Annotated in this window: 19 protein-coding genes and 3 pseudogenes; 18 read left to right on the top strand and 4 right to left on the bottom strand. The window is 58.5% G+C overall.

From position 1 onward, the window contains the following. Positions 1-23: 23 nt before the first annotated feature. The 8 genes and pseudogenes from rpsK to glmM all read left to right on the top strand — a co-directional run bounded on the left by rpsK (position 24) and on the right by glmM (position 6,757). The gene (gene rpsK, locus QZR18_RS00310) at positions 24-431 is read left to right on the top strand and encodes a 30S ribosomal protein S11 (RefSeq protein WP_009408802.1); all 408 of its coding nucleotides are present in this window, start codon (positions 24-26) and stop codon (positions 429-431) included. Between the two features lie 150 nt (positions 432-581). Further along, entirely contained in the window at positions 582-1,580 is a 999-nt protein-coding gene (locus QZR18_RS00305) for a DNA-directed RNA polymerase subunit alpha (RefSeq protein ID WP_009408803.1), read from the top strand. A gap of 41 nt (positions 1,581-1,621) precedes the next feature. After that, the gene (gene rplQ, locus QZR18_RS00300) at positions 1,622-2,203 is read left to right on the top strand and encodes a 50S ribosomal protein L17 (protein ID WP_178706733.1); all 582 of its coding nucleotides are present in this window, start codon (positions 1,622-1,624) and stop codon (positions 2,201-2,203) included. 131 nt (positions 2,204-2,334) lie between these two features. Continuing rightward, positions 2,335-3,116: pseudogene (locus tag QZR18_RS00295) on the top strand (ROK family protein). Continuing rightward, on the top strand, positions 3,104-4,090 hold the full coding sequence (truA, locus tag QZR18_RS00290) for a tRNA pseudouridine(38-40) synthase TruA (protein ID WP_178704409.1): 987 nt from the start codon (positions 3,104-3,106) through the stop codon (positions 4,088-4,090). Before QZR18_RS00295 ends, truA begins: the two are co-directional and overlap by 13 nt. A gap of 225 nt (positions 4,091-4,315) precedes the next feature. Further along, entirely contained in the window at positions 4,316-4,759 is a 444-nt protein-coding gene (gene rplM, locus QZR18_RS00285; protein ID WP_019126481.1) for a 50S ribosomal protein L13, read from the top strand. A 44-nt stretch (positions 4,760-4,803) separates the two neighbouring features. Continuing rightward, a complete protein-coding gene (gene rpsI, locus QZR18_RS00280; RefSeq protein WP_009408809.1) occupies positions 4,804-5,295 on the top strand; it encodes a 30S ribosomal protein S9 in 492 nt (163 codons plus the stop codon). A gap of 112 nt (positions 5,296-5,407) precedes the next feature. Then, a complete protein-coding gene (glmM, locus tag QZR18_RS00275; protein ID WP_295909972.1) occupies positions 5,408-6,757 on the top strand; it encodes a phosphoglucosamine mutase in 1,350 nt (449 codons plus the stop codon). 146 nt (positions 6,758-6,903) lie between these two features. Here the strand turns inward: glmM and QZR18_RS00270 are convergent, their stop codons facing one another. Then, positions 6,904-9,141: a sialidase family protein gene (locus QZR18_RS00270; protein WP_291458514.1), complete on the bottom strand. Its 2,238-nt coding sequence runs from the start codon at positions 9,139-9,141 to the stop codon at positions 6,904-6,906. Between the two features lie 263 nt (positions 9,142-9,404). Here QZR18_RS00270 and QZR18_RS00265 point away from each other — a divergent pair, with 263 nt between their 5' ends. Next, the gene (locus QZR18_RS00265) at positions 9,405-10,880 is read left to right on the top strand and encodes an MFS transporter (protein ID WP_295909969.1); all 1,476 of its coding nucleotides are present in this window, start codon (positions 9,405-9,407) and stop codon (positions 10,878-10,880) included. A 5-nt stretch (positions 10,881-10,885) separates the two neighbouring features. Beyond that, positions 10,886-11,811: pseudogene (locus QZR18_RS00260) on the top strand (DUF4862 family protein). Between the two features lie 335 nt (positions 11,812-12,146). On the opposite strand, the pseudogene QZR18_RS00255 reads toward QZR18_RS00260, so the two are convergent. Further along, positions 12,147-12,356, bottom strand: a pseudogene (locus tag QZR18_RS00255) (hypothetical protein); the annotation flags it as partial. On the opposite strand from QZR18_RS00255, the gene QZR18_RS00250 reads away from it, so the two are divergent. After that, a complete protein-coding gene (locus QZR18_RS00250; RefSeq protein WP_291458561.1) occupies positions 12,336-12,419 on the top strand; it encodes a hypothetical protein in 84 nt (27 codons plus the stop codon). The pseudogene QZR18_RS00255 and the gene QZR18_RS00250 overlap by 21 nt on opposite strands. Here the strand turns inward: QZR18_RS00250 and QZR18_RS00245 are convergent. Next, entirely contained in the window at positions 12,416-13,438 is a 1,023-nt protein-coding gene (locus QZR18_RS00245; RefSeq protein ID WP_178705419.1) for a LacI family DNA-binding transcriptional regulator, read from the bottom strand. The two genes, QZR18_RS00250 and QZR18_RS00245, sit on opposite strands and share 4 nt — an antisense overlap. 114 nt (positions 13,439-13,552) lie before the next feature. Between QZR18_RS00245 and QZR18_RS00240 the strand changes: the two genes are divergently transcribed. From QZR18_RS00240 to QZR18_RS00220, 5 genes are all read left to right on the top strand, one after another. Further along, entirely contained in the window at positions 13,553-16,396 is a 2,844-nt protein-coding gene (locus QZR18_RS00240) for a glycoside hydrolase family 2 TIM barrel-domain containing protein (RefSeq protein ID WP_178705422.1), read from the top strand. 124 nt (positions 16,397-16,520) lie between these two features. Continuing rightward, positions 16,521-17,936, top strand: a complete 1,416-nt coding sequence (locus QZR18_RS00235) for an extracellular solute-binding protein (protein ID WP_178705425.1) — start codon at positions 16,521-16,523, stop codon at positions 17,934-17,936. Positions 17,937-18,010: 74 nt separating this feature from the next. Further along, positions 18,011-18,922, top strand: a complete 912-nt coding sequence (locus QZR18_RS00230) for a carbohydrate ABC transporter permease (RefSeq protein ID WP_178705429.1) — start codon at positions 18,011-18,013, stop codon at positions 18,920-18,922. Beyond that, positions 18,919-19,854 carry a carbohydrate ABC transporter permease gene (locus QZR18_RS00225; RefSeq protein ID WP_178705432.1) on the top strand — a complete coding sequence of 312 codons (936 nt, stop codon included), beginning with the start codon at positions 18,919-18,921 and terminating at the stop codon, positions 19,852-19,854. Before QZR18_RS00230 ends, QZR18_RS00225 begins: the two co-directional genes overlap by 4 nt. Before the next feature lie 20 nt (positions 19,855-19,874). After that, on the top strand, positions 19,875-21,308 hold the full coding sequence (locus QZR18_RS00220; RefSeq protein WP_178705435.1) for an alpha-L-fucosidase: 1,434 nt from the start codon (positions 19,875-19,877) through the stop codon (positions 21,306-21,308). On the opposite strand, the gene coaA is transcribed toward QZR18_RS00220, so the two are convergent. After that, complete coding sequence (coaA, locus tag QZR18_RS00215; protein ID WP_178705438.1) at positions 21,298-22,248, bottom strand: type I pantothenate kinase; 951 nt, start codon at positions 22,246-22,248, stop codon at positions 21,298-21,300. The two genes, QZR18_RS00220 and coaA, sit on opposite strands and share 11 nt — an antisense overlap. Positions 22,249-22,396: 148 nt before the next feature. On the opposite strand from coaA, the gene QZR18_RS00210 reads away from it, so the two are divergent. Beyond that, a complete protein-coding gene (locus QZR18_RS00210; protein ID WP_291458501.1) occupies positions 22,397-23,323 on the top strand; it encodes a GRP family sugar transporter in 927 nt (308 codons plus the stop codon). Between the two features lie 49 nt (positions 23,324-23,372). Next, on the top strand, positions 23,373-24,293 hold the full coding sequence (locus QZR18_RS00205) for an ADP/ATP-dependent (S)-NAD(P)H-hydrate dehydratase (RefSeq protein WP_178705441.1): 921 nt from the start codon (positions 23,373-23,375) through the stop codon (positions 24,291-24,293). Positions 24,294-24,312: the final 19 nt, after the last annotated feature.

Here is a 24,312-nt window from a genome sequence, read left to right as displayed (position 1 = left end):
CGACTTCGAAGGAACTGAAACACATGGCTGCAAAGACCACTCGTTCCGGCGCGGGACGCAAGCCGCGCCGCAGGATTTCAAAGAACGTCACTCACGGACACGCGTACATCAAGTCGACGTTCAACAACACTATCGTTTCCATTACCGACCCTACCGGTGCGGTGATCTCCTGGGCCTCCTCCGGCCAGGTGGGCTTCAAGGGTTCGCGTAAGTCGACCCCCTTCGCTGCTCAGCTTGCTGCCGAGGCCGCCGCGCGTCGCGCACAGGAACACGGCATGAAGAAGGTCGACGTCTTCGTGAAGGGTCCCGGCTCCGGCCGCGAGACCGCGATCCGTTCGCTTCAGGCTGCTGGCCTGGAGGTCGGCTCGATTCAGGACGTGACGCCCCAGGCATTCAACGGCGCTCGTCCCCCGAAGCGTCGTCGCGTCTGAGCCCCGGAGGGTGGAGATCCCACGGAAATCCACCCCCCACGTCTGGGCGGGATCACACAAGAATACGTGGCCTCGTCCTTACCTTTTCCCCGCAATGCGGGACCCCGATCCGGCGTCATATGGCGGGCGCCGGGAAGAAAGGACTAAGACGTGCTCATTGCAGAGCGACCCATCCTGACCGAAGAGAAGGTCAGCGAACTGCGCTCCCGTTTCATCCTGGAGCCCCTTGAGCCCGGTTTCGGCTACACGCTGGGTAACTCCCTGCGCCGAACCCTGCTCTCGTCGATCCCCGGCGCTGCCGTGACCTCCATCCGCATTGATGGTGTGCCTCACGAGTTCCGGACGATCGAGGGCGTGAAGGAAGACGTTGCCGAGATCATCCTGAACATCAAGCAGATCGTTCTCTCCTCCGAGAACGACGAGCCTGTTGTTATGTACCTGCGTAAGGCAGGCCCGGGAGAGGTCGTCGCAGGGGACATCACCCCTCCGGCCGGCGTCGAGATTCACAACCCCGATCTGCATCTGGCGACCCTCAATGAAAAGGGCAAGCTTGAGATCGAGCTGACCGTCGAGCGTGGCCGCGGCTACGTGTCGGCTGCTCAGAACAAGGATCCCCAGGCTGAAATTTCCCGCATCCCGATCGATTCGATCTACTCTCCCGTTGTCAAGGTGACCTACAAGGTTGAGGCAACTCGTGTTGAGCAGCGCACCGACTTCGATCGCCTGATCATTGATGTTGAGACCAAGCCGGCAATCACCCCGCGTGACGCCGTTGCCTCCGCTGGCAAGACCTTGGTTGAGCTCTTTGGTTTGATGCGTGAACTGAACGAGGAAGCCGAAGGCATCGAAGTTGGTCCCTCGACCACGGACGCCACCCTCGCTGCCGACCTCGCGCTGCCCATTGAGAACCTCGGCCTGCAGTCGCGTTCCTACAACGCACTGCGTCGCCGCGGAATCCTCACTGTTGGCGAGCTTGTGGCTCACTCCGAGGCGGATCTGCTTGACATTCGCAACTTCGGTACGAAGTCGATTGAAGAAATCAAGGAAGCTCTTGCAACCCTTGGGATGACCCTGAAGGATTCTGTGCTGCCCTCCGGCGAGGCTAGCGAATCCGGTTCCATCCACTTCAGCGACGATCAGTCCATCTGACATGCTGCGTCCGATGGACGCATAAATTCCTAGGAGACAAAATGCCCACCCCCAAGAAGGGTGCTCGTCTGGGCGGAAGCCCGGCACACCAGAAGCTGATCCTCAAGAACCTTGCGACTCAGCTCATCGAACACCGCTCGCTCACCACGACCGAGGCCAAGGCTAAGGCCCTGCGCCCCTTCGTTGAGAAGCTCGTGACCAAGGCAAAGCGTGGCGATATGCACGCTCGCCGTACCGTGGCTCGTGTCATCACCGACAAGAACGCCCTGTACACCCTGTTCGACGTTATCGCTCCCGCGCTTGATCCCGAGCGTCAGGGCGGCTACACCCGCCTGACCCGCGTGGGTAACCGCAAGGGCGACAACGCTCCTCTCATGCAGATTGAGTTCTGCATGGAGGCCGTCGAGAAGAAGGCAGTCGTGAAGTCTGCTGAGAAGACCGCCGAAAAGGCCGCTGCAGCCGAGGTTGCAGCAGAGGCTGAGGAAGCTGCGGAGGCTGCTTTTGAGCGCGCCGAAGAGGCTCGCGAAGAGGGCGATCTCGCCAAGGCTAACGAGGCTGAGGAAATCGCAGCCGAGGCCGGCGAAGAGGCTGACGCCGCTGAGCAGGTCGAAGAAGAGAAGTGATCTCTTTCGCGTAAGCGACTTCAAAGGGGCCGGTACCACGTGTGGTGCCGGCCCCTTTGTCGTGCCAATCAACGCCTTCGTTTTTCTTGCCATTTCGGGATGAAAGTCATCGGTGGCGGTAGCCTGTACCTATGACTCGCGAGATGACACTGGCAGTGGATTGTGGCGGGGGGGGGGATAAAACAGGCGGGTTCGGGAAGGTGGCGGAATTAAAGCGTCCGTCCTTGATGGGCAGGGGACAATGGTCGCCCCGCCACAACGGACACCCACGCCCTATCCGCTTCCCCCTGAATTGCTGGTTCAGACGATTGTCGATCTTGCGGCTCAGCTTCCAGAAGCCCATCGCGTGACCGTCGGTATGCCGGGAATGATTCGGCATGGGGTTGTGATTGCTACTCCGCACTACATCACGAAGGATGGTCCGCGCTCGCGTGTTCTTCCCGAACTCGTTGAGAAGTGGGATCACTTTGACATGGGACAGGCGGTCGAGAGCGCTCTTGGCATTCCGACCAAAGTTCTCAATGATGCTGAAGTTGCAGGAGCCGGTGTGATCACCGGACGTGGCCTTGAAATGATCATCACGCTGGGCACGGGACTTGGAAATGCGGTCTTCGACGGTGGGCAGCTTTCTCCACACGTCGAGGTTTCACAGGGGCCGATTCGTTGGGGCCTTACCTACGATGACTATATCGGCGAGCATGAGCGACTTCGCCTCGGTGACGTCCATTGGTCTCGCCGCGTTCGCCGAGTCGTGGATGGTCTGCGCCCCATGTACATGTGGGATCGCCTGTACCTGGGCGGTGGCAATTCAAAACGAATTGTCCCTACCTACCGCGACCGTCTTGGGGAGGATGTGATCATTGTCCCCAATGATGCCGGCATTATCGGAGGGGTGCGCTCATGGGAGCTCTAAATACTTCCCAGCTACGGATTCGTCTGGATCTTGCCTACGATGGCACTTTCTTCCACGGATGGGCTGCACAAGATGGCCTTCGCACTGTTCAGGGCGTTCTCACCCAAGCGCTTTCAACAATTTTGCGCCGTCCTGTAATCCTGACCGTGGCTGGGCGAACCGATGCCGGAGTCCACGCACGCCATCAGGTCGCTCATTTTGATTGCGCTTCTGACGCCTTCAAGTCTTTGATACGAGAATCCGACCGCCCCGAAACAGAAGAGGACCTCATCCAGGCCTGCTGTCGCGCCCTATTGCGACGGGTGAATTCGCTTCTCGGTCGTGAATACATCGAACATATGGTGACAACAGGCGTCAAAGTGCCCCGGGGGACTGCTGATGCCCGTCTCTCAAAAGTAAGCGTGGTATCCGCTGACTTTGATGCGCGTTTCGCTGCGCTTGAGCGTTCCTATACCTATCGCCTCGTCCCCGAGGGGCAACTGCCACTGGCGCGGCGCTGGGATGTGTACGAGGTTGCCCAGACTCTTGACGTCGAGGCGATGAATCGATCAGCGCAGCCTCTTCTGGGAGAGCACGAATTCCTTGCCTTCTGCCGCCCGCGTGAGGGGGCGACGACGATTCGCGAGCTACGTGAATTGTGCATTGTTCCCGAGGCCGGAGGGACCGGGGTCCTCGAGTGTCATGTGCGCGCTGATGCCTTTTGCCATTCCATGGTTCGTTCGCTTGTCGGCGCTTTAATTGAGGTGGGTAGGGGAGCGCGTGAGGAAAGTTGGCCCGCACAGCTGCTTGAGAAGGCCTCGCGCCAAGAGGCGGCCCCGATTGCCCCCGCGCATGGGCTGACCCTGGAATCCGTGAGTTATCCCGACGAGGCCGAGTGGAGCGATCAGGTCCACCGGGCACGCCGTATGCGTGGTTTTGCCTTTGATGGAAGCCTTGAAGAATGGGCCATGGGCGGCAATTGCTGCGCTGGTTGATTCAGAAACGATATGAGGAATAAGCCACACTCTGGTCTGTGCTTTGACCCCGCTGCCTTTTGGCGCATAGACTAACAGGTGCTGTGTGTCAGCTGGACCTTCGGTGCCTTCCCACTCGCCGGAGAAGAAATTCGGCTGACGCCTCGCGGAACCGTTTCATAGCGGGCCGGTGCGTCGAACACTCGATGCTAGGCCCCATGACAGAAAGAATTGAAGGTTACGCCCGTGCGCACCTATTCACCTAAGCCGGCGGATGCCGACAAGCAGTGGTACGTCATCGACGCCACTGACGTCGTCCTCGGCCGCCTGGCGGCTCAAGTTGCCGCTATCCTTCGTGGGAAGCACAAGCCGACGTTTGCCCCTCACCTCGATATGGGCGATTACGTCATCATCATCAATGCGGACAAGGTTGCCCTCACCGGTAAGAAGCTTGACCAGAAGATGGCCTACCGCCACTCCGGTCGCCCCGGTGGCTTGAGCGCAACACGCTATCGCGATCTCATGGCTGAGCGTCCTGAACGCGCAGTCGAGAAGGCAGTCCGCGGCATGCTTCCTCACACCAGCCTCGGCCGCGCGCAGTTCAAGAAGCTGCACGTCTACGCCGGAGCTGAGCACCCGCACATCGGCCAGCAGCCGATTCCCTACGAAATCACCCAGGTCGCCCAGTGAGCGCGTCGCGCTTCTGAGCCCAACGAACTGCACTGAGGAGAACTGTGGCTGAGACCACCGAGATTCTTGAGCTGGATGAGGAAGTTGTCCCCAGCTCCTACACCACAGAGACTGAGTCAGCGCCTGCTGGTGCTGGTCAGTCCATCACCGCGCCCGGCGCGGGCCTTGGCCGCCGTAAGGAAGCCGTTGCCCGTGTTCGCCTGGTTCCCGGCAACGGCCAGTGGACCATTAATGGACGCACTCTCGAAGATTACTTCCCGAACAAGCTGCACCAGCAGCTCGTGAAGTCCCCCTTCACTCTGCTTGATATCGACGGTCGCTTCGACGTGATCGCTCGTATCAATGGCGGCGGCATCTCCGGCCAGGCCGGTGCGCTGCGCCTGGGCATCTCTCGCGCACTGAACGAGATCGATCGTGACGCGAACCGTCCCGCACTGAAGAAGGCTGGCTTCCTGACCCGCGATGCCCGCGCTGTTGAGCGTAAGAAGGCAGGCCTCAAGAAGGCACGCAAGGCTTCGCAGTTCTCGAAGCGCTGATCTTCGCCTTTACTTCGACTCGTGGCTCCACCTTTTGGTTGGAGCCACGAGTCATTTTTATGCAAGCCGGGTAAACTTGGAGAGTTCGATATCGAATTTGGGAGGAACCCCGATGACCAGGTTGTTCGGAACTGACGGCGTACGCGGACTGGCAAATGTTGATTTGACCGCGCCCCTCGCACTGGAACTGGGTGAAGCGGCAGCTCGCCTGACAATTCAGGGTCGCCCGGCCTCGGGACACAAACCAAAAGCTATCATCGGTCGCGATACGCGAATTTCCGGCGAATTCCTCGACCACGCGCTGGCGGCAGGTCTTGCAAGTGCCGGAATGGACGTTGTCCGCGTTGGTGTCGTCACCACCCCGACCGTTGCTCACTTGACGGCCTCGTCCTCGGTTGATCTGGGCGTCATGATCTCCGCTTCGCACAACCCCATGCCTGACAACGGCATCAAGTTCTTTGCGCACGGCGGCTACAAGCTCCCTGACCAGGTCGAGGACCAGATCCAAGAGCTCCTCAATACTCCTTGGGATCGACCCACAGGCGCCGCTGTTGGTGAGGTTGAATACGACGATGACTGGGCAGAAAAATCCTACATTGAGCACCTCATGACCTCTTTGGGAACAGATCTGCACGGCTTGCGTATCGCGGTTGACTGCGCAAACGGTGGTGCTTCTTTCCTTGCCCCCGAAGCTTTCCGTCAGGCCGGTGCTGACGCCGTCGTGATCAATGCTGCTCCCGATGGCCGGAACATTAATGACAAGGCCGGTTCGACGCACCCCGAACAGCTTCAGGCGCTGACCGTTGCCTCCGAGGCCGATTTCGGTGTCGCTTACGATGGTGACGCGGACCGTTGCCTTGCGGTCGATCGCCACGGAAATCTTGTTGACGGTGACAAGATCATGGGCGCACTGGCTGTCCACATGCGCGATGAGGGCCAGCTTGCCAAGGACACGCTGGTTGTCACGGTGATGTCGAACCTCGGCTTGATTCTTGCCATGCAAGAGGCCGGTATTAAGACGATTCAGACCGGCGTCGGTGACCGCTACGTCCTCGAAGCCATGCTCGAGGGTGGATACTCTCTGGGCGGCGAACAGTCCGGACACATCATTGCGAAGAAGTACGCAACTACCGGTGATGGCATCCTTTCCTCGCTCCTGCTCGCACGCATGGTAAAGGAATCTGGACGCGATCTTGCAGACCTTACCGGCTTTATCAAGCGCCTCCCGCAGACCCTGATCAACGTTGGGGGAGTGGACCGTACTCGCGCAACGACCGATCCAACCGTGGCAGAGGCAGTTGCTGCTGCCGAGGCTGTGCTGGGCAATACCGGACGCGTCCTGCTCCGCCCCTCCGGTACCGAACCCCTGGTTCGCGTCATGGTCGAGGCAGCGACGCAGGCGCAAGCTGATGGCGTAGCCTCACGCCTGGCTGACGTCGTCAAGGAGAACCTAGCGCTGTGAACGTCTGAGAGACGTAGGCACGCAGGGTGGGCACCGGTGGGTCCCGCCCTGCGCCTTGTATATCTTCCCTCGACGTGCGAGGCCGTCTGCCGTCCTCCTGTGTGGGGAGTGTGGCAGGCGGCCTCGTGTCAGGGTAAGACGAATCGTCAGATCTTGGCGGCCTCGAGCCACTCTAGCGGGATGCGTGTGAAGTACAGTCCCTGCATCTCGCGCTCCCACAGTAGGCCGAGGGTTCCGTCGGGCAGGATCGTCATGCACTGGTAGACGTAGTGCGCCGGGTTGAAGGTGCGCGACGCGATCCACGTGCGGCCTCCGTCCTCCGACAGGCGAAGGACGCCGCGACCGCGGTAGGGACGCATCTGCGAGGCGTTCGCGAAGACGACGCGCTCGGGGCAGTCCTCCGTCGGCCAGGGAACCGCGTTCGGCTGGCAGAAGATTTCGGTAATCTCCTGCGCAAAGAACACGTCGCTCCAGGTCTCGCCTCCGTCGGTGCTGACGGACGCCGCGACCTTTCCGCTGGGGTGCTGATTACGCATGAGCATCAGGAGCGAACCGTCGGCGCGCTCGATGAGCGTGGCCTCGTGCGTTGCGGCCGCCTCGGTGTCGAGCGTGCGCGAATCGATCTCGCGGCCTTCGAAGATACGCCCGTCGTTGGGGGACTTGCCGCGCTTCCACGTTGCACCACCATCGTCGGAGTAGACAACAGATGCGGAGAAGTGACGTTTGTGGTCCCCGTTGTAGTAGATCGGGATGACGAGGCGCCCGCTGCGCAGCTGCACACCCGTGCCCGGCGAGGTACCGCAGAAGGACATCCATTCTTCCTTCACGTCCTGGTTGAGGTTGAAGGGGCCGGACCAGGTCTCGCCGTCGTCGTCGGAGTAGATCATCTGCAGGAAGCAGGTGCGGGCGGTGAGGAGTGTCTGGTGGGGGTCTTCCCCATCGGCGAGGAAGACGTTGCCCCCGGGGTTTTCCTGGCCGCCCGAGGTGACGGTGACATCGCCGCGCTCGGAGATTCTGAATGGGGCGGTGTTGCCGTCAGCGTCTGTGACGCTTCCATCCTCGTTCCAGGTGTAGGTGGCTCCGTTGGAATCGTGCAGGATGTAGCGGCCCTTCTCGTCAACGCCGAGGCCGGCTTCGGCGTTAGGCTGACCGATCCCGCCGGGGAAGTGGTCGATGAGGACGACGAGGCGTCCGTTTCGGCGATCCTGCACGACGCACGAATCGATGACCGATGCGCCCTTTGCCCCGTGGCCGGGGTAGGTGAGCACCGTCTGGAGGTCTCCCCAGGTATGTCCGCCGTCAAAGGAACGGCGGATCGTGAAGTTGATGGAGTTGGGGGAGTCGTTTGCGATGGTTTCGCGCTGGTCGGCACCGGCAACGACGACCCCGGACTTGAGGGTGATCAGCGAGGGAATCCGGTAGCTGATGGAGTCGTGAAACCCGGCATCAAAGAGGCACTGTGTGTCGAGTGGGGCGACGGAGGAGAGCTTCTTAATCTGTGAATCGTTGAGGACCGAGGAGTAGAGCGCCGCGTTGCGGACCTCGCCGAATAGGCGCGAGCCCGAGGTGTCCTGACCGATGACGACCTCGTCGAGGGAATTGACGGCCGCGAAGAACGCCTGTCCGGGCAAGTGTGCTTCAAGGTAACCGTCCACGTAGATCTGCACCGCGCCGTGACCGACGCGCACGACGACGTCGTGCCAGTGCCCCTGATCCCAGTGGCCGTGTGCGGTGAAAGTGCGCCACTGGCCCCTGCGGCCCAGAACCTTGTATTCGATACCATCCGCTGTGACCGACAGATTGAGCTGCTCGCTGCCGGCGCCGCCGGCTGCGAGGATCGTTCCGTGTTGGCCCGGTCCGCGCACGCGGTAGCGGGCGAAGATTGTGCCGGCGGTCAGCTCAGAGAGTTCGGCGACGTCGTAATCCGACAGGTGGGCGGCGGCGAACTCAATGAGGGGTGTGGGGGCGGGGGAAAGCGCGAGGATCTCTTCTGCGGAGAGGACGGAGTCGTGCGTCGCGAAGGAACGGATCTCGATGCCAGCTCCCGGGGTGAGCTCGAGAGTAGCCTCGGGGCCGCTTCCGGCGGGAGAGAGGTCTGCGCAGGTTGAGAAGCACTGGTAACCGTCGAGGAAGATCTTCGATCCGGCGCTCGTCGCTGTGAGCGCAAGCGAATGCCAGGTGTCGTCTGTGACGGAGGCGGTGTCCTCCAAGTCTAGGGCGAACGTCATTGACGCCGTTGATCCCTCGAGGAAGAGAGCACTGGAACGGATGAACAGGTCCCACCCTGTGTCATCCGCACTGCTGAGCTTGATAAGTGTTCCGTCGATGCGTGCGCGGAACTGTAGAGTCCAGGAGAATCCCGGTTGACTTGCGTCGAAGGTCATGCTTGACATCTTTCTATTAGTTGCTCATTCTGCTTCGCATCGTTACGAAGTGGAGCGTGTGGTCAACCACAAGTATTAAGTTGTCAGACATGTTATCACTGCGATATTTCATTGGCAATACACGGATTGGGTTGGAATTTTGTGTTGACTCTAGAGTGGGTGAGAGCTAGCATTGCAGCAAGTTGTCTGACAACTTACTAATGAGACACATGGACTCAAAGCCCTTCGTTATTCAACGATGAAATTTCAGGAAGGCACTCATCATGAGTACGTCCCCGCTGCAGGCGCTTCCCACAAAGCCCTGGTATCAATACTTGACCAAAGAAGATCGCAAGGCCTTCTTCGCCGCTTGGATCGGCGTTCTGTTGGACGGCTACGACTTCGTCCTCATCTCCTTTGCGCTCCCCGCGATCAGGGAGGCGTTCCACCTGACGCTCGTCCAAAGCGCATCCCTGATTTCAGCCGCCTTCATTAGTCGCTGGATCGGTGGCCTCGTGCTCGGAGCTGTAGGCGACCGCTACGGTCGTAAGCCCGCGATGATCCTATCGATCTTCATGTTCGCTTTCGGATCGATCGCCTGCGCGCTCGCTCCGACCTTCTGGATCCTGTTTGTCCTGCGCCTCATCATCGGCTTCGCGATGGCAGGCGAGTATTCCGCATCTGCTGCGTACGTTATCGAATCGTGGCCCAAGCACATGCGTAACAAGGCCTCGGGCTTTCTCCTTTCCGGCTACGCCTTCGGTGTTATCGCCGCCGCTCAGGTCGACAAGTACTTCGTGACGTGGGTTGATTCAGTGCGCCCTGGCTGGGGCTGGCGAGCCCTGTTCCTGACGGGCATTGTCCCGATCGTCGTCGCCATCTACATGCGGCGCACCCTGCCCGAGGCCGCAGACTGGAGCGAGGCCAAGGAAAAGGGTGGCGACGAAAAGAATGACATGCTCGCCGTGCTCTTTGGTGGGCAGCGCAAGGTCCTCAACTACATCGTCGTTGTAATCGCCTTCGTTGGCCTGCTGCTGATCTTCACCCAGCAGGTGGCTGGTATTGTTGCGGTCAGCTTGATCGGCGTCGTGTGCGCGATCGTTTTCATCTACCTGATCATCCAGTTCGACTCGAATCGTTGGATCATTGGCATCGCGATCATGCTGACGATCTTCGCGTCCTTCATGTACACCTGGCCGATCCAGGGCCTCCTGCCGACTTACCTACACGGTGTTGGTATGGACCAGAAGGTCGTCGCGAACGTCGTGTCCTTCGCCGGCCTCGGCAACGCCGCGGGCTACATTATCGCCGGCTTCGCCGGTGACAAGTTTGGTATGCGTCGTTGGTACGCGATCTCGCTTCTGCTCTCGCAGGTCATTGTCTTCCCGCTGTTCATGCAGGATGGAAAGTATGTTTCTCTTGTGGCGGGCCTACTCTTCTTCCAGCAGATGTTCGGCCAGGGTGTCTCGGGCCTGCTGCCCAAGTGGGTCTCCTCCTACTTCCCGGTCGACAAGCGCGCCGCGGGCCTAGGCTTCTGCTACAACGTCGGTGCCCTCGGTGGCGCGGTCGGCCCCGTTCTCGGTGCCGCAATTGCCGCTCAGATGGGCCTGGGCATGGCGCTGGCAATCCTGTCCTTCGGATTCGCCGCGATCGTCATGGTCTCCATCGGTGCGAATATCCCGCGTCTCCTGCAGAAAGCCGTGGGTCCGGAGTATGTTCGTCCCGAAGATGGAAACGATGAAATCATCAAGGAAGGATGATCGCCATGACACTTCCTTTCGTTATCGGCGCGTACGCGTCGCATCCGGTACAGGAGCTGGAGGCTGACTATTACCGCCTCCTTGCGGATCAGCCGTGGGTGAGCGGCGTCGAGATGCCCTACCCGGGTCAGCTTGCCACCGAAGGCGAGCTCCTGGCCAGCCACCTGGCTGCACACTGGGACTTCAACACGATCACTGCGATCCCCGGCACCATGCAGAACGTGTGGAAGAACGAGAACTTCGGCTTGGCCTCGCCCGATCATCCTTGTGCTCCGGCGCCGACGGCGCGGGTCGCGCCGCCGCTCTTGACTTCACCCGCGCGCTGCGTGACGACCTTGCTGCCCTGTGTGAGCGAGCGGGCCGCCAGCTGGTCGCCCGCGTGCAGTTGCACTCGGCGCCCACGCGCCTGGCCCAGGAGGACGCTTTCAAGAGTTCACTCGCTGAGCTGGCCACCTGGGACTGGTGTGGGGCTCGCCTCGTTATTGAGCACTGCGATAAGTTCGTGCCCGAGCAGAACCCCGAGAAGGGCTTCCTGTCCCTCGAATCCGAGATCGGCATCGCCTCCGAGGTTGGCATCGGTATTCACCTCAACTGGGGACGTTCCGCCGTGGAGGGCCGCAGCGCAAACACTGCGTACGAGCACGTACTCGAGGCTGGCAAGCGTGGCGTCCTGGACGGGATCATCTTCTCGGGCGCAGGCCCGGAGGAAACCCAGTACGGATACTCGTGGATCGACGGTCACCTGCCCGCGCAAGCCGATGAGCCGACCTCGCTCATGGATGAGGCCGAGATCGCTCGCTGTGCGCAGGCGGCCATCGAGGGTGGTGCCAAGTACCTCGGCGCGAAGGTCTGCGTCCCCAAGGATGCGTCTCTCGAGCAGCGCCTGGCCATGCTGACCAACATCTACCGGGCCTGCGGCCTCGGCGATTAATAGCGGCGCCTCTGGGTGCGTTCCCGCATTTTGTGAGCGTGTGGGAGGTGTCCGGAGCGAGGTACAAGTGTGAGGGAGGGGCGGATGCCAGGCGGCATCCACCCCTCCCTGTGTTGTATCAAGCACCGCCCGCCCGCTTCTTTTGCCGGTCGATGGGTCCACGAGCGCAGCGGTTCCCGAGTGATCGTCCACTGCGAGGGTGGTCATGCCCTCGAATACACGGACATCTACTCGCGCATGTAGCCGGCCCTAGAGGAAGTCGCCGCCGACCTCGACGAGAGCGATCCCCACACCGAGGTTGTGGTCCCCACGCACGTCGCCTCGGCTTGAGCGTCGGTCAGCGGTCGGTAGATTGCGTCGACCTCGGCAATATCGATGGGATCGCCAAGGGATGCTAAACGCGAAAGGTCGTTGTGAGTGAGGGGGAGGGGAGAACGATCAGCAAGTTGGTCCCACTGTTCTCGCGAGAAGTAATCGAAGGGAGATTCTTCACTCCCTCCGGCACCGAGCCCTTGGTTCGCGTCATGGTCGAGGCAGCGACGCAGGCGCAAGCTGATGGCGTAGCCTCACGCCTGGCTGACGTGGTGAAGGAAAGCCTGTCGCTCTAAGGACGGGCGACTGAAGAGCGCCAAACCGCGCGAGTGGGGACGATGAGCCGCTCAACTTTCTTTGCTTTGCGCGGCTTTTCGATCGCCGAAATCACCGCCTCAACGGCACCCTGCGTCATTTCGCGCAGCGGCCACTCGACGGTTGTGAGGCCGAGGGCTTGGCTGCTCGCGGGTTCTTGATTACCAAATCCCAGGATGGAAAGGTCTTGTGGAACGCGGCGATCAAGATCGATGGCGGCTTGGAACACGCCCGGTGCCTGCGAGTCATCGGCGACGGCGATCAAGGTGATATCCGGGTTATCTGAGAGAAGGCGTAGGGCTGCCTGGTATGCGGTCGAGGCATCCCAATCGGGAAGCGAAAGCAAAGTGAAACCCGCGCCGAAGGCGGCTTCAAGGGGGAGCTGGCGTGAGTGATTGGTATTCGGTCCTGCAAGAAAAACTGCGTGTCCGCGTCTTTGTGCGCTCAGATGATCGCTGAGGATTTCTTTCACTCCCACGCATTCGTCAATGCTCACGAGAGCGCTGGCTCCTTGGGTGTCTTCCGTATTAATCATCGACATTGCAACGATGGGAATACCAAGGTTTGCCAGAAGCGTGGAGGTAAAACTCTCGGCGGAGGTCGTTTCGCGGATGACCCCGGCTAATTGCGTGTCCCCTAAGACGGAGCGAATTGTCTGCGCGTCTGAGGGGTCATTACTTGATTGGAAGAGGGGAAGAAGCAAATATCCGCGCTTTTGGATTTCGATCATGGCGGTTGTGAGAACCGTGTGAACGACCGGGACGAAGGGATTATCTGGGAGTTCTGCCATGAGCAGCGCGATCAGACGAGAACTGCCTCGCCGAAGTGAACGTGCAGCAGCGTTAGGAATATAGTTCAGGTCTCGCGCTGCATCTTGGACTCTCTGAATTGTTGCCGGTGCGATCTTCACTTCCGGTCCGCGGCCGTTCAGTACCAAAGAAACCGTCGAAGGAGCAACTCCTGCTGCTCGGGCCACATCGGCCCGCGTTGCTCGTTCCATTCTTTCTGCTCCGGATCTGCGATGGAATAAAAGTGCGTTAACACAATAACTATAACGTGTTAGTCTTTGTGTACTGCAAGGAGTTTCAATGTTGACTCACCTGAAAGGCTCATCATGAAAATTATGCCCTCATACGCACCCTGTGTGGGAGCACTTTCTCCTGCTCGTGCGTATCTCGCTGATGATCCAGGGCAGATGAGCCTCGATGGCCGCTGGGCCTTCACCTATCACCGCGTTGATCCCAATCCCGGTGCGAATCCCGAGGAGGCATGTCCCTCTCCCCGCGTATCAAGCGAAGAGACGATCGATGTCCCAAGCCACTGGGTTCTCAGAGGAGATGGACGCTGGGGTGCCCCCGCCTATACCAACGTTGATTTCCCCTTCCCTGTGGATCCGCCTTTCCCTCCGGAAGATAATCCTGTCGGCGACTATTCTCGCCGCTTCACATGCCCCAAGTCGTGGTTTTCGCAGGGAGGGCAGATCCGTCTGCGCTTCGAGGGCGTTGAATCCCAGATCATTGTCTGGGTCAATGGCCAGTGGATTGGAATGGCTCGCGGGTCACGCCTCGCCCATGAATTCGACGTCACCCAGATGCTTGTCCCCGGTGAAAATACGGTGACTCTTCGCGTTCATCAGTTCAGCGCAGGATCCTATCTTGAAGATCAGGATCAGTGGTGGCTCCCCGGAATTTTCCGCTCAGTTTCGCTGCGATACCTTCCTGACTTTTCCATTGAGGATCTGTGGGTCAATACCGATTACAAGGCCGGGCAAGGATTTGCGACCCTTGAGCTCAGAGTGCGCGGGGCGCAAAGCGAAACGCTTGAAGCGAGCCTGGACATCGAAGGCCTCGGCGCCTCGGTGCTCACTCTCTCGCGCGGGGAAGACGGGCGCTACCGGAGTGAAAGCATTGGCCTCGGCAATGTCGAGCCGTGGAGCCCACAATCGCCACAACTTTACGCCGCACGCGTGCAAGTGGTGGGGGAGAGCGGCCGCAAAACGGAAGAACGTCACCTGCGCCTCGGCTTCCAAAGGGTTGAAATCGTCGATGGCGTTCTGCATGCCAATGGGCAGCCGCTGACGATTAATGGCGTCAATCGCCATGAAATTCGTGCCGACGAAGGGCGGGTATTCAGTGAAGAATTTGCGCGCGCCGATCTTGAACTCATGAAATCGATGGGAATCAACGCGATCCGAACCTCCCATTACCCGCCTCACCCGCGCCTTCTTGATCTGGCCGATGAAATTGGGCTGTGGGTTATGCTCGAGGGGGATATTGAAACCCACGGTTTTGAGGGGAATCGTACCTGGATCGATAATCCCTCCGACGATCCGCGGTGGGAAGCCTCCTACCTTGACCGCACCGAACGCGCTTTTGAACGCGACAAGAATCATGCCAGCATTTTCTGCTGGAGCCTGGGGAATGAATCCGGAACGGGACGTAACTTGGCAGGGTCCGCGCGTTGGCTCCGTGAACGCACCCACGGACGCGCCCTCGTCCACTACGAGGGTGACCATGCCATGGAGTACGTCGATATCTACTCGCGGATGTACCCGACACTTGAAGAAGTTGCTGCGGTGCTCGACGATACGGATATGCATGCGCCGGTTGCTGTTCCGAGCCATGCAAGTGCGGCTGTGGATGACGCTGCGAAAGAACGTATCCGCAGCGCTCCCTACATCATGTGTGAGTACCTCCACGCGATGGGGACTGGCCCCGGTGGGGCGGCCGCTTATGTCGAGCAAATGAGCCATCCTCGCCATGCTGGAGGCTTCGTGTGGGAGTGGCGTGACCATGCGCTGTGGCGCACCCTTCCTGATGGGCGCCGCGCTCTTGCCTACGGTGGCGATTTCGGGGAGCTAGTGCACGACGGAAATTTCGTCTGCGACGGCTTGGTTGATGCGCTTTCGCGTCCCTACGCGGGGACCTGGGCATGGATTCGCGCGCTCGCACCTGACGCGCCGATCCTTCAGGGGCGCTCGCAAAAATCGGGTGGCGAGGCCGAGGAACGCTTGCGTGCGCTGGCTCGTTCAGCTTCTTCCCGTCTCTCCTGTGGCGAGGCCGAGTGCAGTGCCGTCTTTGATGATCGAGGGCGTGTGGAGTCCGTGGGCGGGCTTGTGATCGCGGCGGAGATCAGTGTTTACCGTGCACCGACGGACAACGATCGGGGTCGCGGTCCTGTCGATTATTGGGGGATTTCCTCTGATGATTTGGGTCCACTGGGAACGGGGACCGGTCAATGGGGAGTCTCTCACGCCCAGCGATGGGAAATGACACGTTTGCATCTCCTGCGCAGAACCTGGAACGGATGCGCCCGTGAGAACGGAAAGCGGGTGCTTGTCGAACGCTGGGCGCCGCCTGCTGCACAGTTTGGACTTGAGGCTCGCTGGAGTTTTACTCCCGTAGGTGCAGAGGATGGAGGCGCATCTGTGGGTGCTCCGCTGCCGGGCAACTGCCTCGCGGTTAAGGTCGACATGACTCCCTACGGACAGTGGCCCGAGCGCATCCCTCGTGCAGGGGTTCGTTTGTGCATCCCGGGAACGGGGTGGACGGCCTCGTGGGTGGGGGAGACGGATATTGCTTATGCGGATATGCCCGGCGTCAATCCAGATGGGTTTGGGTGCGCTGAACTCGAAGATCTATGGGATGTGGGTGTCAAGCCTCAAGAAGGTGGGCACCGACCGGGACTGAAGGTTCTTGAGCTGCGCGGGGAGGACTGTGCATTCACGATCATTCCTCGAAGCGAGGTGGGGTGGAGCGCCTCGCCGTGGAGTGAGCAAGAGCTTGCCCAGGCGGGACACTGGGAAGACTTGCCGCATTCAGATCGGACTTTTGTTTGGCTTGACGCCATTCAAGATGGCATCGGGACACGCTCGTGTGGCCCGGATGCACGCCCCGAATTCGGTGCACGGATGAATCCGCTGACCATCGAATTCATTGTTTGTGTAACGGATCTATAACAATTGTCCGCTATGCAACGTAAAGCTAGCTTCTCAACGGTAGCCTAGCCTTATCAACTAACACGAGATAGTTAGTGATTCGGTATTTATATCGATCTACGACACGAACCAATGGAGGTTTCGCATGTTGAAGAAAAAGATGGCCGCTGGTGTCATCGCCCTGGCCATGGTAAGCACTCTAGGATTGAGCGCCTGCTCGAACGGCAGCAGCGACTCTTCTTCAAGTTCTGCAAGCGGTGGATCTGCATCGGGTTCAATCCCCAAGCCCGATGTTTCCTGCGATATTCCCGCAACGAATCTCGATGATTCGAAGATCGACACCTCGAAGGTCGAAGGTGAAATCACCTTCCAGACTCAGGGTCTCAAGACCGACTTCGGCGACTTCTTCACCAAGAAGATCAAGGAATTTGAGGACGCAAACCCCGGTGTCAAGATCAAGTGGACTGACCAGGCGGGCGGCGCCGAATTCGATCAGACCATTACCGCTCAGGCAACGAACTGCCAGATGGCAGACGTTGTGAACGTTCCTTCCTCTACCATCCTGGCTCTGTCAAAGTCCAACCTCCTCATGGACTTCGACGTGAAAGCTCCCGGTATTGGTGACAAGTTTGTCAAGACCATTTGGGGCTCGACCGAGCTGGGCGCAAACAAGCACCACACCGCACTCCCGTGGTACTTCGGCCCCTACATCACCACCTACAACAAGGAAGTTTTCAAGCGCGCAGGCTTGGATGAAAACACCTCTCCCAAGACCATGGAAGAGATGTTTGACTACGCTGCAAAGGTCGGAGCGGATGGCAAGGGCGACTACGGTATCTACGGTTCCCCGCAGTGGTACATGACCGCTCAGCTGCACGGAATGGGTGTCAGCCTCATGAACGCTGATAAGACCGAGTTCAACTTTGCTGACAATGAGCAGGCCATCAAGTACGTGACCCGTCTCGCCGAGCTCTACAAGAGCGGTGCGATCCCGAAGGACTCGCTGACCGGCGAACCTGATCCGGGCAAGGCATACGCGGATGGAAACCTCGCATTCGGTACCCCGAACGCCTCCTTCCTCAAGTCCGTCAAGGCAAACAACGCGACCGTCTACAACAACACCGGTGTCGGCCCCTTCCCGACCAACCCCGGAATCAAGCCGGTCTTCGAAGGCCAGTACATCGGCGTGTCCGTCTCGACCAAGAACGCTCCTCTGTCAATGAAGTTTGCCGAATGGATCACCAACGCTGAGAACGAATACGCATGGACCCACGACGGTGGTGCGATCATCTTCCCGGCAGCAACAACTGCTCTTGACAAGCTCGTTGCTAACCCGCCGGAGATCGCAAATGATCCGGTCTTCAAGGCTGCCTACGAGGAAGCCGCAAAGGCTGCAAAGGACGCCGAGGCCTACACCGACGTCTTCTACACCACCGGCGCTGTTCAGGACAGCCTCGTTGAGAATGTGAACAAGGCAATCCGTGGAGAGGTCGACCCCAAGACCGCTCTGAAGACTGCACAAGATCAGATGAACAAGAAGCTCAAGGCTCTGGGCGAATGATCTTACCCTTGTCGGGGCGAAACACTACGGTTTCGCCCCGGCAAAACCCTTGAACAGCACCGAAGGACCTGACAATGTCGTCGCGTACAGGGCGCGCCCCAAGCCGATCTCTTAATGGGGCCGCGCGTTTCCGCCCGGGATGGATGCCGTGGATCTGGATTACACTCCCGGTCTTGGCAATTATTACTTTCTACATCTATCCCTTCATCACAACGGTTTTCGTCTCTTTCACAAAAACAAAACCGCTGAGGAAAATTGGTTCCTTCATCGGGATCGAAAACTACACATACGTTCTGAACGACCCGGAATTTTGGGGTTCTCTTCGTAACTCGCTCATCTACGCCGTCTGCGTTGTCCCTCTAATGGTGCTTCTCCCTCTTCTCCTTGCGCTCCTGGTCAAGTCCTATGTTCCTGGAATCGGATTCTTCCGTGCGCTCTACTATCTGCCGGCGGTTTCCTCGCTGGTCGTCATCTCATTGGCGTGGCGCTACTTGCTCAATGAGAGAGGCCCCGTCAATAACCTCCTGACCTCTTGGGGGATGGATACGGTCCCCTTCCTCTCGAATCAGTGGCTGATCCTTTTCTGCGCCATGCTCATTACCTTGTGGCAGGGCCTGCCCTACTACATGATTCTCTACTTGTCCGCTCTTGCGAACGTCGATAAGTCCCTCTACGAGGCTGCAGAACTCGACGGAGCGGGAAGCGTCCGTCGTTTCTTCACCGTCACTGTTCCGGGCGTCAAAGTCATGATGTTCCTGGTCGCGACACTCACAACCATTGGATGCCTCAAGATCTTCACTGAGGTCTACCTCCTTGGTGGAAGTGCCTCCCCGACAAAGACCTTGACTATGTACATCCGAGACTGGACCGATCCGACATACGGGTCTTTAGGTAAGGGCGATGCAGCCTCGGTTTGCCTCTTCCTCATCACTTTCGGATTCATCATTGCCTCCCAGAAACTCCAGAGGAAGGCTGAAGACCAATGAGTACCGTAGTTTCTTCAACCAACTCAGCCACGGCCTCGTCAAAGTTTGCGAACTGGCGCAAAACTCGCAAGCTGGAGCACCAATCGCGCAACGTCGCATCACGCCAACTCAAAGGCTCTCGCCTAGTCCTGCGTTACATCACGCTGGTCGTCGTCGCGATCCTTATGGTGGGACCGCTTCTGCTTCCTCTCCTCGCGGCATTCAAAGCTCCGGGGGAGTCGGTTTTCGGCCAAGGCGCCACGATCTTCCCGCAGACATGGTCGCTTGCAGCGTTCACAACACTGTTTAAACAAACCGCGATCCTGCGTGCGATTGGCAACTCGGTCATCGTTGCAACGCTGACGGTCGTTTCAAATATCGTCTTGTCCTGCTTGGGCGGATACATGCTCTCGCGACGGGGATGGACCGGTCGTAACATCATGTACTTCGTCGTGCTCTCGGCGATGATCTTCCCCTTTGAATCAATCATGCTGTCCCTGTACTCGATGATGGTGTCCATCGGCACGTACAAGACCCTGACCAGTGTGTGGATGGTTGCCATGATCGGCCCCTTCCAGATCCTGATGATGCGCGCTGCTTTCCTTGGGATCCCCGAAGAAATTGAAGATGCCGCACTGATTGATGGGGCAGGCGAATGGGAGCGTTTTTGGAGGATCTTCCTTCCTCAGGTTCGTGGGACTCTCACGGTCGTTGGACTGACCTCCTTCATCGGCGCCTGGTCCGATTTCCTCTTCCCGCTACTCATGCTGGTCGACAACGACAAGCACACTTTGATGCTCGAACTGACAGCCATTCAAAATTCCGCTCAGGGAACGACTTATCAACTGGTCTTGGCCGGAGCGGTCGTTGCACTGGTTCCTGTCGTTGTAGTTTTCGCCTTCTCGCAGAAGTACTTCTTCCGTGGAATCGAAGATGGCGGATTGAAGTTTTAGATCGATAGAGGTACACACCAATGAGTGACGAACTGAGTGAGGACTTCGCTCCCGATGCGCTAGAAGCTGCAGGTGCGCTGCGTCAATACCCGGATCCAGGGTACATCTGGCCAACGAACCCGCGCACTGTCGCTGCACTTGAGCAGTGGAGGGACCACAAGGTCGGTGTCATCATCCATTGGGGGATCTTCTCTCACATTGGTCAAGATGGCTCCTGGTCTTTGCACCGCCAGCGTTTGGGCGGCTTTACTGACCCGCCTGAGGATTGGAAGGGGACTGACGAGGAGTATCACTCGTGGTACTGCGATCAAGCTCGTTCCTTTACGGGGGACGATTTCAATGCCGAAGAATGGGCCGCCGCGTGCGCCGATGCCGGAATGCGCTACGTCGTCTTTACGACAAAGCATCATGACGGCTATGCCATGTACGACACGGACTTCTCGAACTTCAAGTCGACCAGTGAAGAATCCGGACTTGGTCGCGACATTGTCCGCGAAATCTTCGAGGCCTTCCGTGCTCACGGTATGGAAACGGGTGTTTATTTCTCCAAGGCTGATTGGAACCACCCGGGATATTGGGATCGCGCCCGCACTATTACTGACCGCTACCACAACTTCGACATCGAGAAGCACCGCGCAAAGTGGGATTCCTTTGTTCGCTACACTCACAATCAAATTGACGAGCTCTTGCGCAATTACGGGCGTATCAACGTGCTATGGCTCGATGCCGGTTGGGTTTGCGAACCAGATGAACCGATTGATATCGATGAGATCGCTGAGAATGCACGTCGCCTCCAACCCGATATCTTGGTCGTTGACCGAGAAGTCCATGGGGTGAACGAAAACTACCGAACCCCCGAACAGGAAATTCCGGACGATATTCGGCTCTACCCCTGGGAATCATGCATCACCATGACTCGCGGCTGGTGCTCGATGCGCCCCGAAGAACCGATCAAGCCCATGCGCCACATCATCTCCAACCTGTTGGCGATCGTGTCGCGAGGCGGGAACTACCTCATTGGGATCGGTCCCGACGCGCGCGGAAGCATGTCCACGTGGATTCAGCGCGGCCTCGAGCAGCTGGGTGATTTCTTGCGCATCAACGGTGAAGGAATCTACGCGACTCGTCCGTGGATGGATACCGATACACTGCGTTCGGAAAACGGCTGGTCCTGGTACGCAACCCAGCCCAAGGACAGTGAGTCTCGAGTTTTCTTCTTTGGGATGCCTCCCGTGTCTGCCGTTGACGAGGCCGAGGAGCGTTCTCTCGAAGAAAGAACCTTTGCTTCCTCAGGTCTTGCATCGACGTGGCTTGAGGTCCCCGGGAAGGTACGCAGCGCCCGGATTCTTGGAAGCGAGGAGAGGGTCATCGTCGAGGCGCGTGAAGGATCATCACGCCTCGTGATTCCGCAGACCGATCTGCGCTATGCGGTGGGAGTAGAGCTCACCTTCTGAGCCGCAGTGACTCGACGCGGTGATCCGCACCCTTGGTGAAAATCATCGTTGCGCGCTCGCGGGTTGGGGCAATATTTTCCAAGAGGTTCGGGAGGTTGATTTCTTCCCAAATCGAGCGAGCTGTGGCCTCGGCCTGTGCATCGGTCAGTGAAGCGTAGGTGCGGAAGAAGGAATCCTCGCGGGTGAATGCAGTTTGACGCAGGGTGAGGAAACGATCAACGTACCACTGCTGGATGTGCTCGGCGTCGGCATCCACGTAGATGCTGAAGTCAAAAAAATCTGAGACTGCGGTCGGCATAACGCCGGGTCCCCACTTGGGAGGTTGGAGGACATTGAGTCCTTCAACGATGAGAATGTCTGGGCAGTCTACGACGACACTTTCATCTTTGATGATGTCGTAAACGACGTGCGAGTAGACGGGAGCCTGAACATTACGCATCCCTGACTTCACTGCCGAGAGGAAGGAAATGAGCGCAGGGCGGTCATAGGACTCGGGAAAACCTTTTCGCCCGAGCAGGCCTTTGGAACGGAGAACCGCATTGGGGAAGAGGAAACCGTCTGTCGTGATCAGATCAACTCGCGGGGTCTTTTCCCATCGGGATAAGAGAAAACGCAAGAGGCGGGCGACGGTAGATTTTCCAACGGCAACCGAGCCGCCGATTCCGATGATGAAGGGGACGGGAGATCGGTGAGAGCGCGTAAGGAAATCGGAACGCTCTTGCTCAACGCGTCGGTGTCCTTCCACGTAGAGCTGCAAGAGTGCGGTCAGCGGTCGGTAGATTGCGTCGACCTCGGCAATATCGATGGGATCGCCAAGGGATGCTAAACGCGAAAGGTCGTTGTGAGTGAGGGGGAGGGGAGAACGATCAGCAAGTTGGTCCCACTGTTCTCGCGAGAAGTAATCGAAGGGAGATTCTTCAGTGTTGTTGATATCACTCACAGTGTTAATTGTGGCAACTTCGTGGACTGGACACGCAATCAGAGGTCCTATGCGTCTGAAAATGTTATCTATCGCGCAGCTCAGACAGGGATCTTGCACCTTGTATTTGCTTGCTTGTCCACTAGCCTGAAAACATCGTTACTTGGTTGTGCCAATTGACGCACCAGAAAGTGAGTATGCCGTGATCGACTATCTCATCGCTTTTCTTCCGGCACTTTTCAATGGCTTTATGGCCATTGTTTTAGTCGCACAAGGTGGCGATGATCGGCAGAAGAGTCTCGGTCTTTTGGGTGGCGCGTTCTTATTCTCCCTTTTGGCTACCCCCTTCATTGAAGTGCACTGGACGACGAAGACTCTTGTGATCTCGTTTATCTCGGGACTCCTGTTGGGATTCGGTCAGTACTTGCAGATTCTCTCCTTGAAACTGCTGGGAGTTTCGCGTGCCATGCCAATGACAACGGCTGGTCAGATTGTTTTCATGTCATTGGGTGGCATCATTCTCTTCGGCGAGATGAATCAAGGTTTGGCTCTGGTGTGTGCGCTCAGCGCAATCACCTTGTTAGTTATCGGTGTTCTGTTCATTTCAAAGAGTGAGAAGACTAAAGAAGCGACCGAAGAGCATGTTGATTGGAAACGTGGAGTTCCTTTAGTTGTGATCTCAACGGCCGCCCTCGTGGCGTTCCTTCTCTTGGTGCAAGGCTTTGGCCTTGACGGCCGCTCCGTGATCCTGCCCCAAGCGGTTGGCTATTTGTTGGTCGGCCTCGTTGGAACAATCCCTGCGCTTTCGCCTCAACTTGGCAAGGAAGACAATCGCTGGAGTCTGCTCACTCTTCGCCAACTGATCCCCGGCCTGATGTGGGGTGCGGCTATTCTCCTGACTCAAGTTTCTTCCTCGCTCCTTGGCGTCTCAGTTGCCTTCCCCCTATCGCAGATGGGCGTCATTATTCAGACTTTCGGTGGAATCTTGATTCTCCACGAGACGCGCACGCGTCGTGAGATGCGCTGGACCATTATTGGCGTTGTCATCATGGTTATCGGCGTCATCATGGTGGGCGTTGCTCGCTCCTTCAGTTAGATCAGACGTGCGCCGGATGTCCCCATTGGTTACGTGAAACAATGGGGACATGGCTGAGCAGATTCCTCTCTTTAATCCCCAAAGCGCGCGCGAGTTTCTTTTCGCGCCTTCCGCTGATGAGGATAAATATCGCCGAGGCGTCGTGGGCGTTGTCGCGGGTTCTGACACCTACCCGGGGGCCGGGCTGCTGGCTGCCTTTGCCGCTTCGAACACCGGCGTGGGTATGGTTCGTCTGAATTCGACACGTCGGGTAGAAGATCTGGTTCTTCACTACGCTCCTGGTGTTGTGACTGTGGGCGGTCGTATCCAAAGCGGAGTTATTGGTCCGGGGTGTACGAACGAGCGCTACGACGACTGCCGTGAACTTGCACAATTCTGTATTGACTCCACGCTTCCTCTGCTTATTGACGCGGGTGCGCTTGACTTAGTGAGAGGCCTTGTCGACTATGCAGACACGCATTCGCGCTCCCTTTCGCGCACTATCCTCACCCCTCATCACGGCGAGGCCGCGCGCCTTCTTACTCAGTTGGGCAGTCCGCATTCTCGCGCAGACGTTGATGCTGATCCCGCTGCTTCTGCCAAGGAACTTGCCTCGCTCACGGGCGCCATTATTCTTCTGAAAAGTGCGACTACTGTGTGCTCGCATTTCAAACATGACCAGGGGAGTCGGACGCAAGAAATCGTCTCGATTCCTCAAGAAACCCCCTGGGCTGGGGTTGCGGGTAGCGGCGATGTGCTTGCCGGGACAGTCGCGGGGATCGCTGCGGGCTTCCAGGCGCGAGCTGAGCGCCGACAGGGGGACCCGTCGATTTCCGAGGCTGAATGCGCAACCCTTGCGAGCCTTGGAGCGTGGGTGCATGCCCAAGCGGCTCTTCGGGCAAGCCTGGGTTCGGAAGGGGAAGCGCGCCCTATCCAGGCCATTGATATTGCCCGCGCTCTTCCAAAAATCATCGGTGAACTGTGTTCCTAGTCGCTGAGGGTGCGATACT

This window comes from uncultured Actinomyces sp. (assembly GCA_900541895.1).
GTDB lineage: Bacteria > Actinomycetota > Actinomycetes > Actinomycetales > Actinomycetaceae > Pauljensenia.
This window is presented reverse-complemented; position numbering and strand designations above follow the sequence as displayed.

Bases quoted from the DNA above. Each gene is read 5' to 3' on its own strand.
- rpsK (WP_009408802.1), top strand. From the start codon at position 24: ATGGCTGCAAAGACCACTCGTTCCGGCGCGGGACGCAAGCCGCGCCGC.
- QZR18_RS00270 (WP_291458514.1), bottom strand. From the start codon at position 9,141: ATGACCTTCGACGCAAGTCAACCGGGATTCTCCTGGACTCTACAGTTC.
- QZR18_RS00265 (WP_295909969.1), top strand. From the start codon at position 9,405: ATGAGTACGTCCCCGCTGCAGGCGCTTCCCACAAAGCCCTGGTATCAA.
- QZR18_RS00240 (WP_178705422.1), top strand. From the start codon at position 13,553: ATGAAAATTATGCCCTCATACGCACCCTGTGTGGGAGCACTTTCTCCT.
- truA (WP_178704409.1), top strand. From the start codon at position 3,104: ATGGGAGCTCTAAATACTTCCCAGCTACGGATTCGTCTGGATCTTGCC.
- rplQ (WP_178706733.1), top strand. From the start codon at position 1,622: ATGCCCACCCCCAAGAAGGGTGCTCGTCTGGGCGGAAGCCCGGCACAC.
- QZR18_RS00220 (WP_178705435.1), top strand. From the start codon at position 19,875: ATGAGTGACGAACTGAGTGAGGACTTCGCTCCCGATGCGCTAGAAGCT.
- glmM (WP_295909972.1), top strand. From the start codon at position 5,408: ATGACCAGGTTGTTCGGAACTGACGGCGTACGCGGACTGGCAAATGTT.
- QZR18_RS00235 (WP_178705425.1), top strand. From the start codon at position 16,521: ATGTTGAAGAAAAAGATGGCCGCTGGTGTCATCGCCCTGGCCATGGTA.
- QZR18_RS00230 (WP_178705429.1), top strand. From the start codon at position 18,011: ATGTCGTCGCGTACAGGGCGCGCCCCAAGCCGATCTCTTAATGGGGCC.
- QZR18_RS00205 (WP_178705441.1), top strand. From the start codon at position 23,373: ATGGCTGAGCAGATTCCTCTCTTTAATCCCCAAAGCGCGCGCGAGTTT.
- QZR18_RS00225 (WP_178705432.1), top strand. From the start codon at position 18,919: ATGAGTACCGTAGTTTCTTCAACCAACTCAGCCACGGCCTCGTCAAAG.
- QZR18_RS00245 (WP_178705419.1), bottom strand. From the start codon at position 13,438: ATGGAACGAGCAACGCGGGCCGATGTGGCCCGAGCAGCAGGAGTTGCT.
- QZR18_RS00250 (WP_291458561.1), top strand. From the start codon at position 12,336: ATGGTCGAGGCAGCGACGCAGGCGCAAGCTGATGGCGTAGCCTCACGC.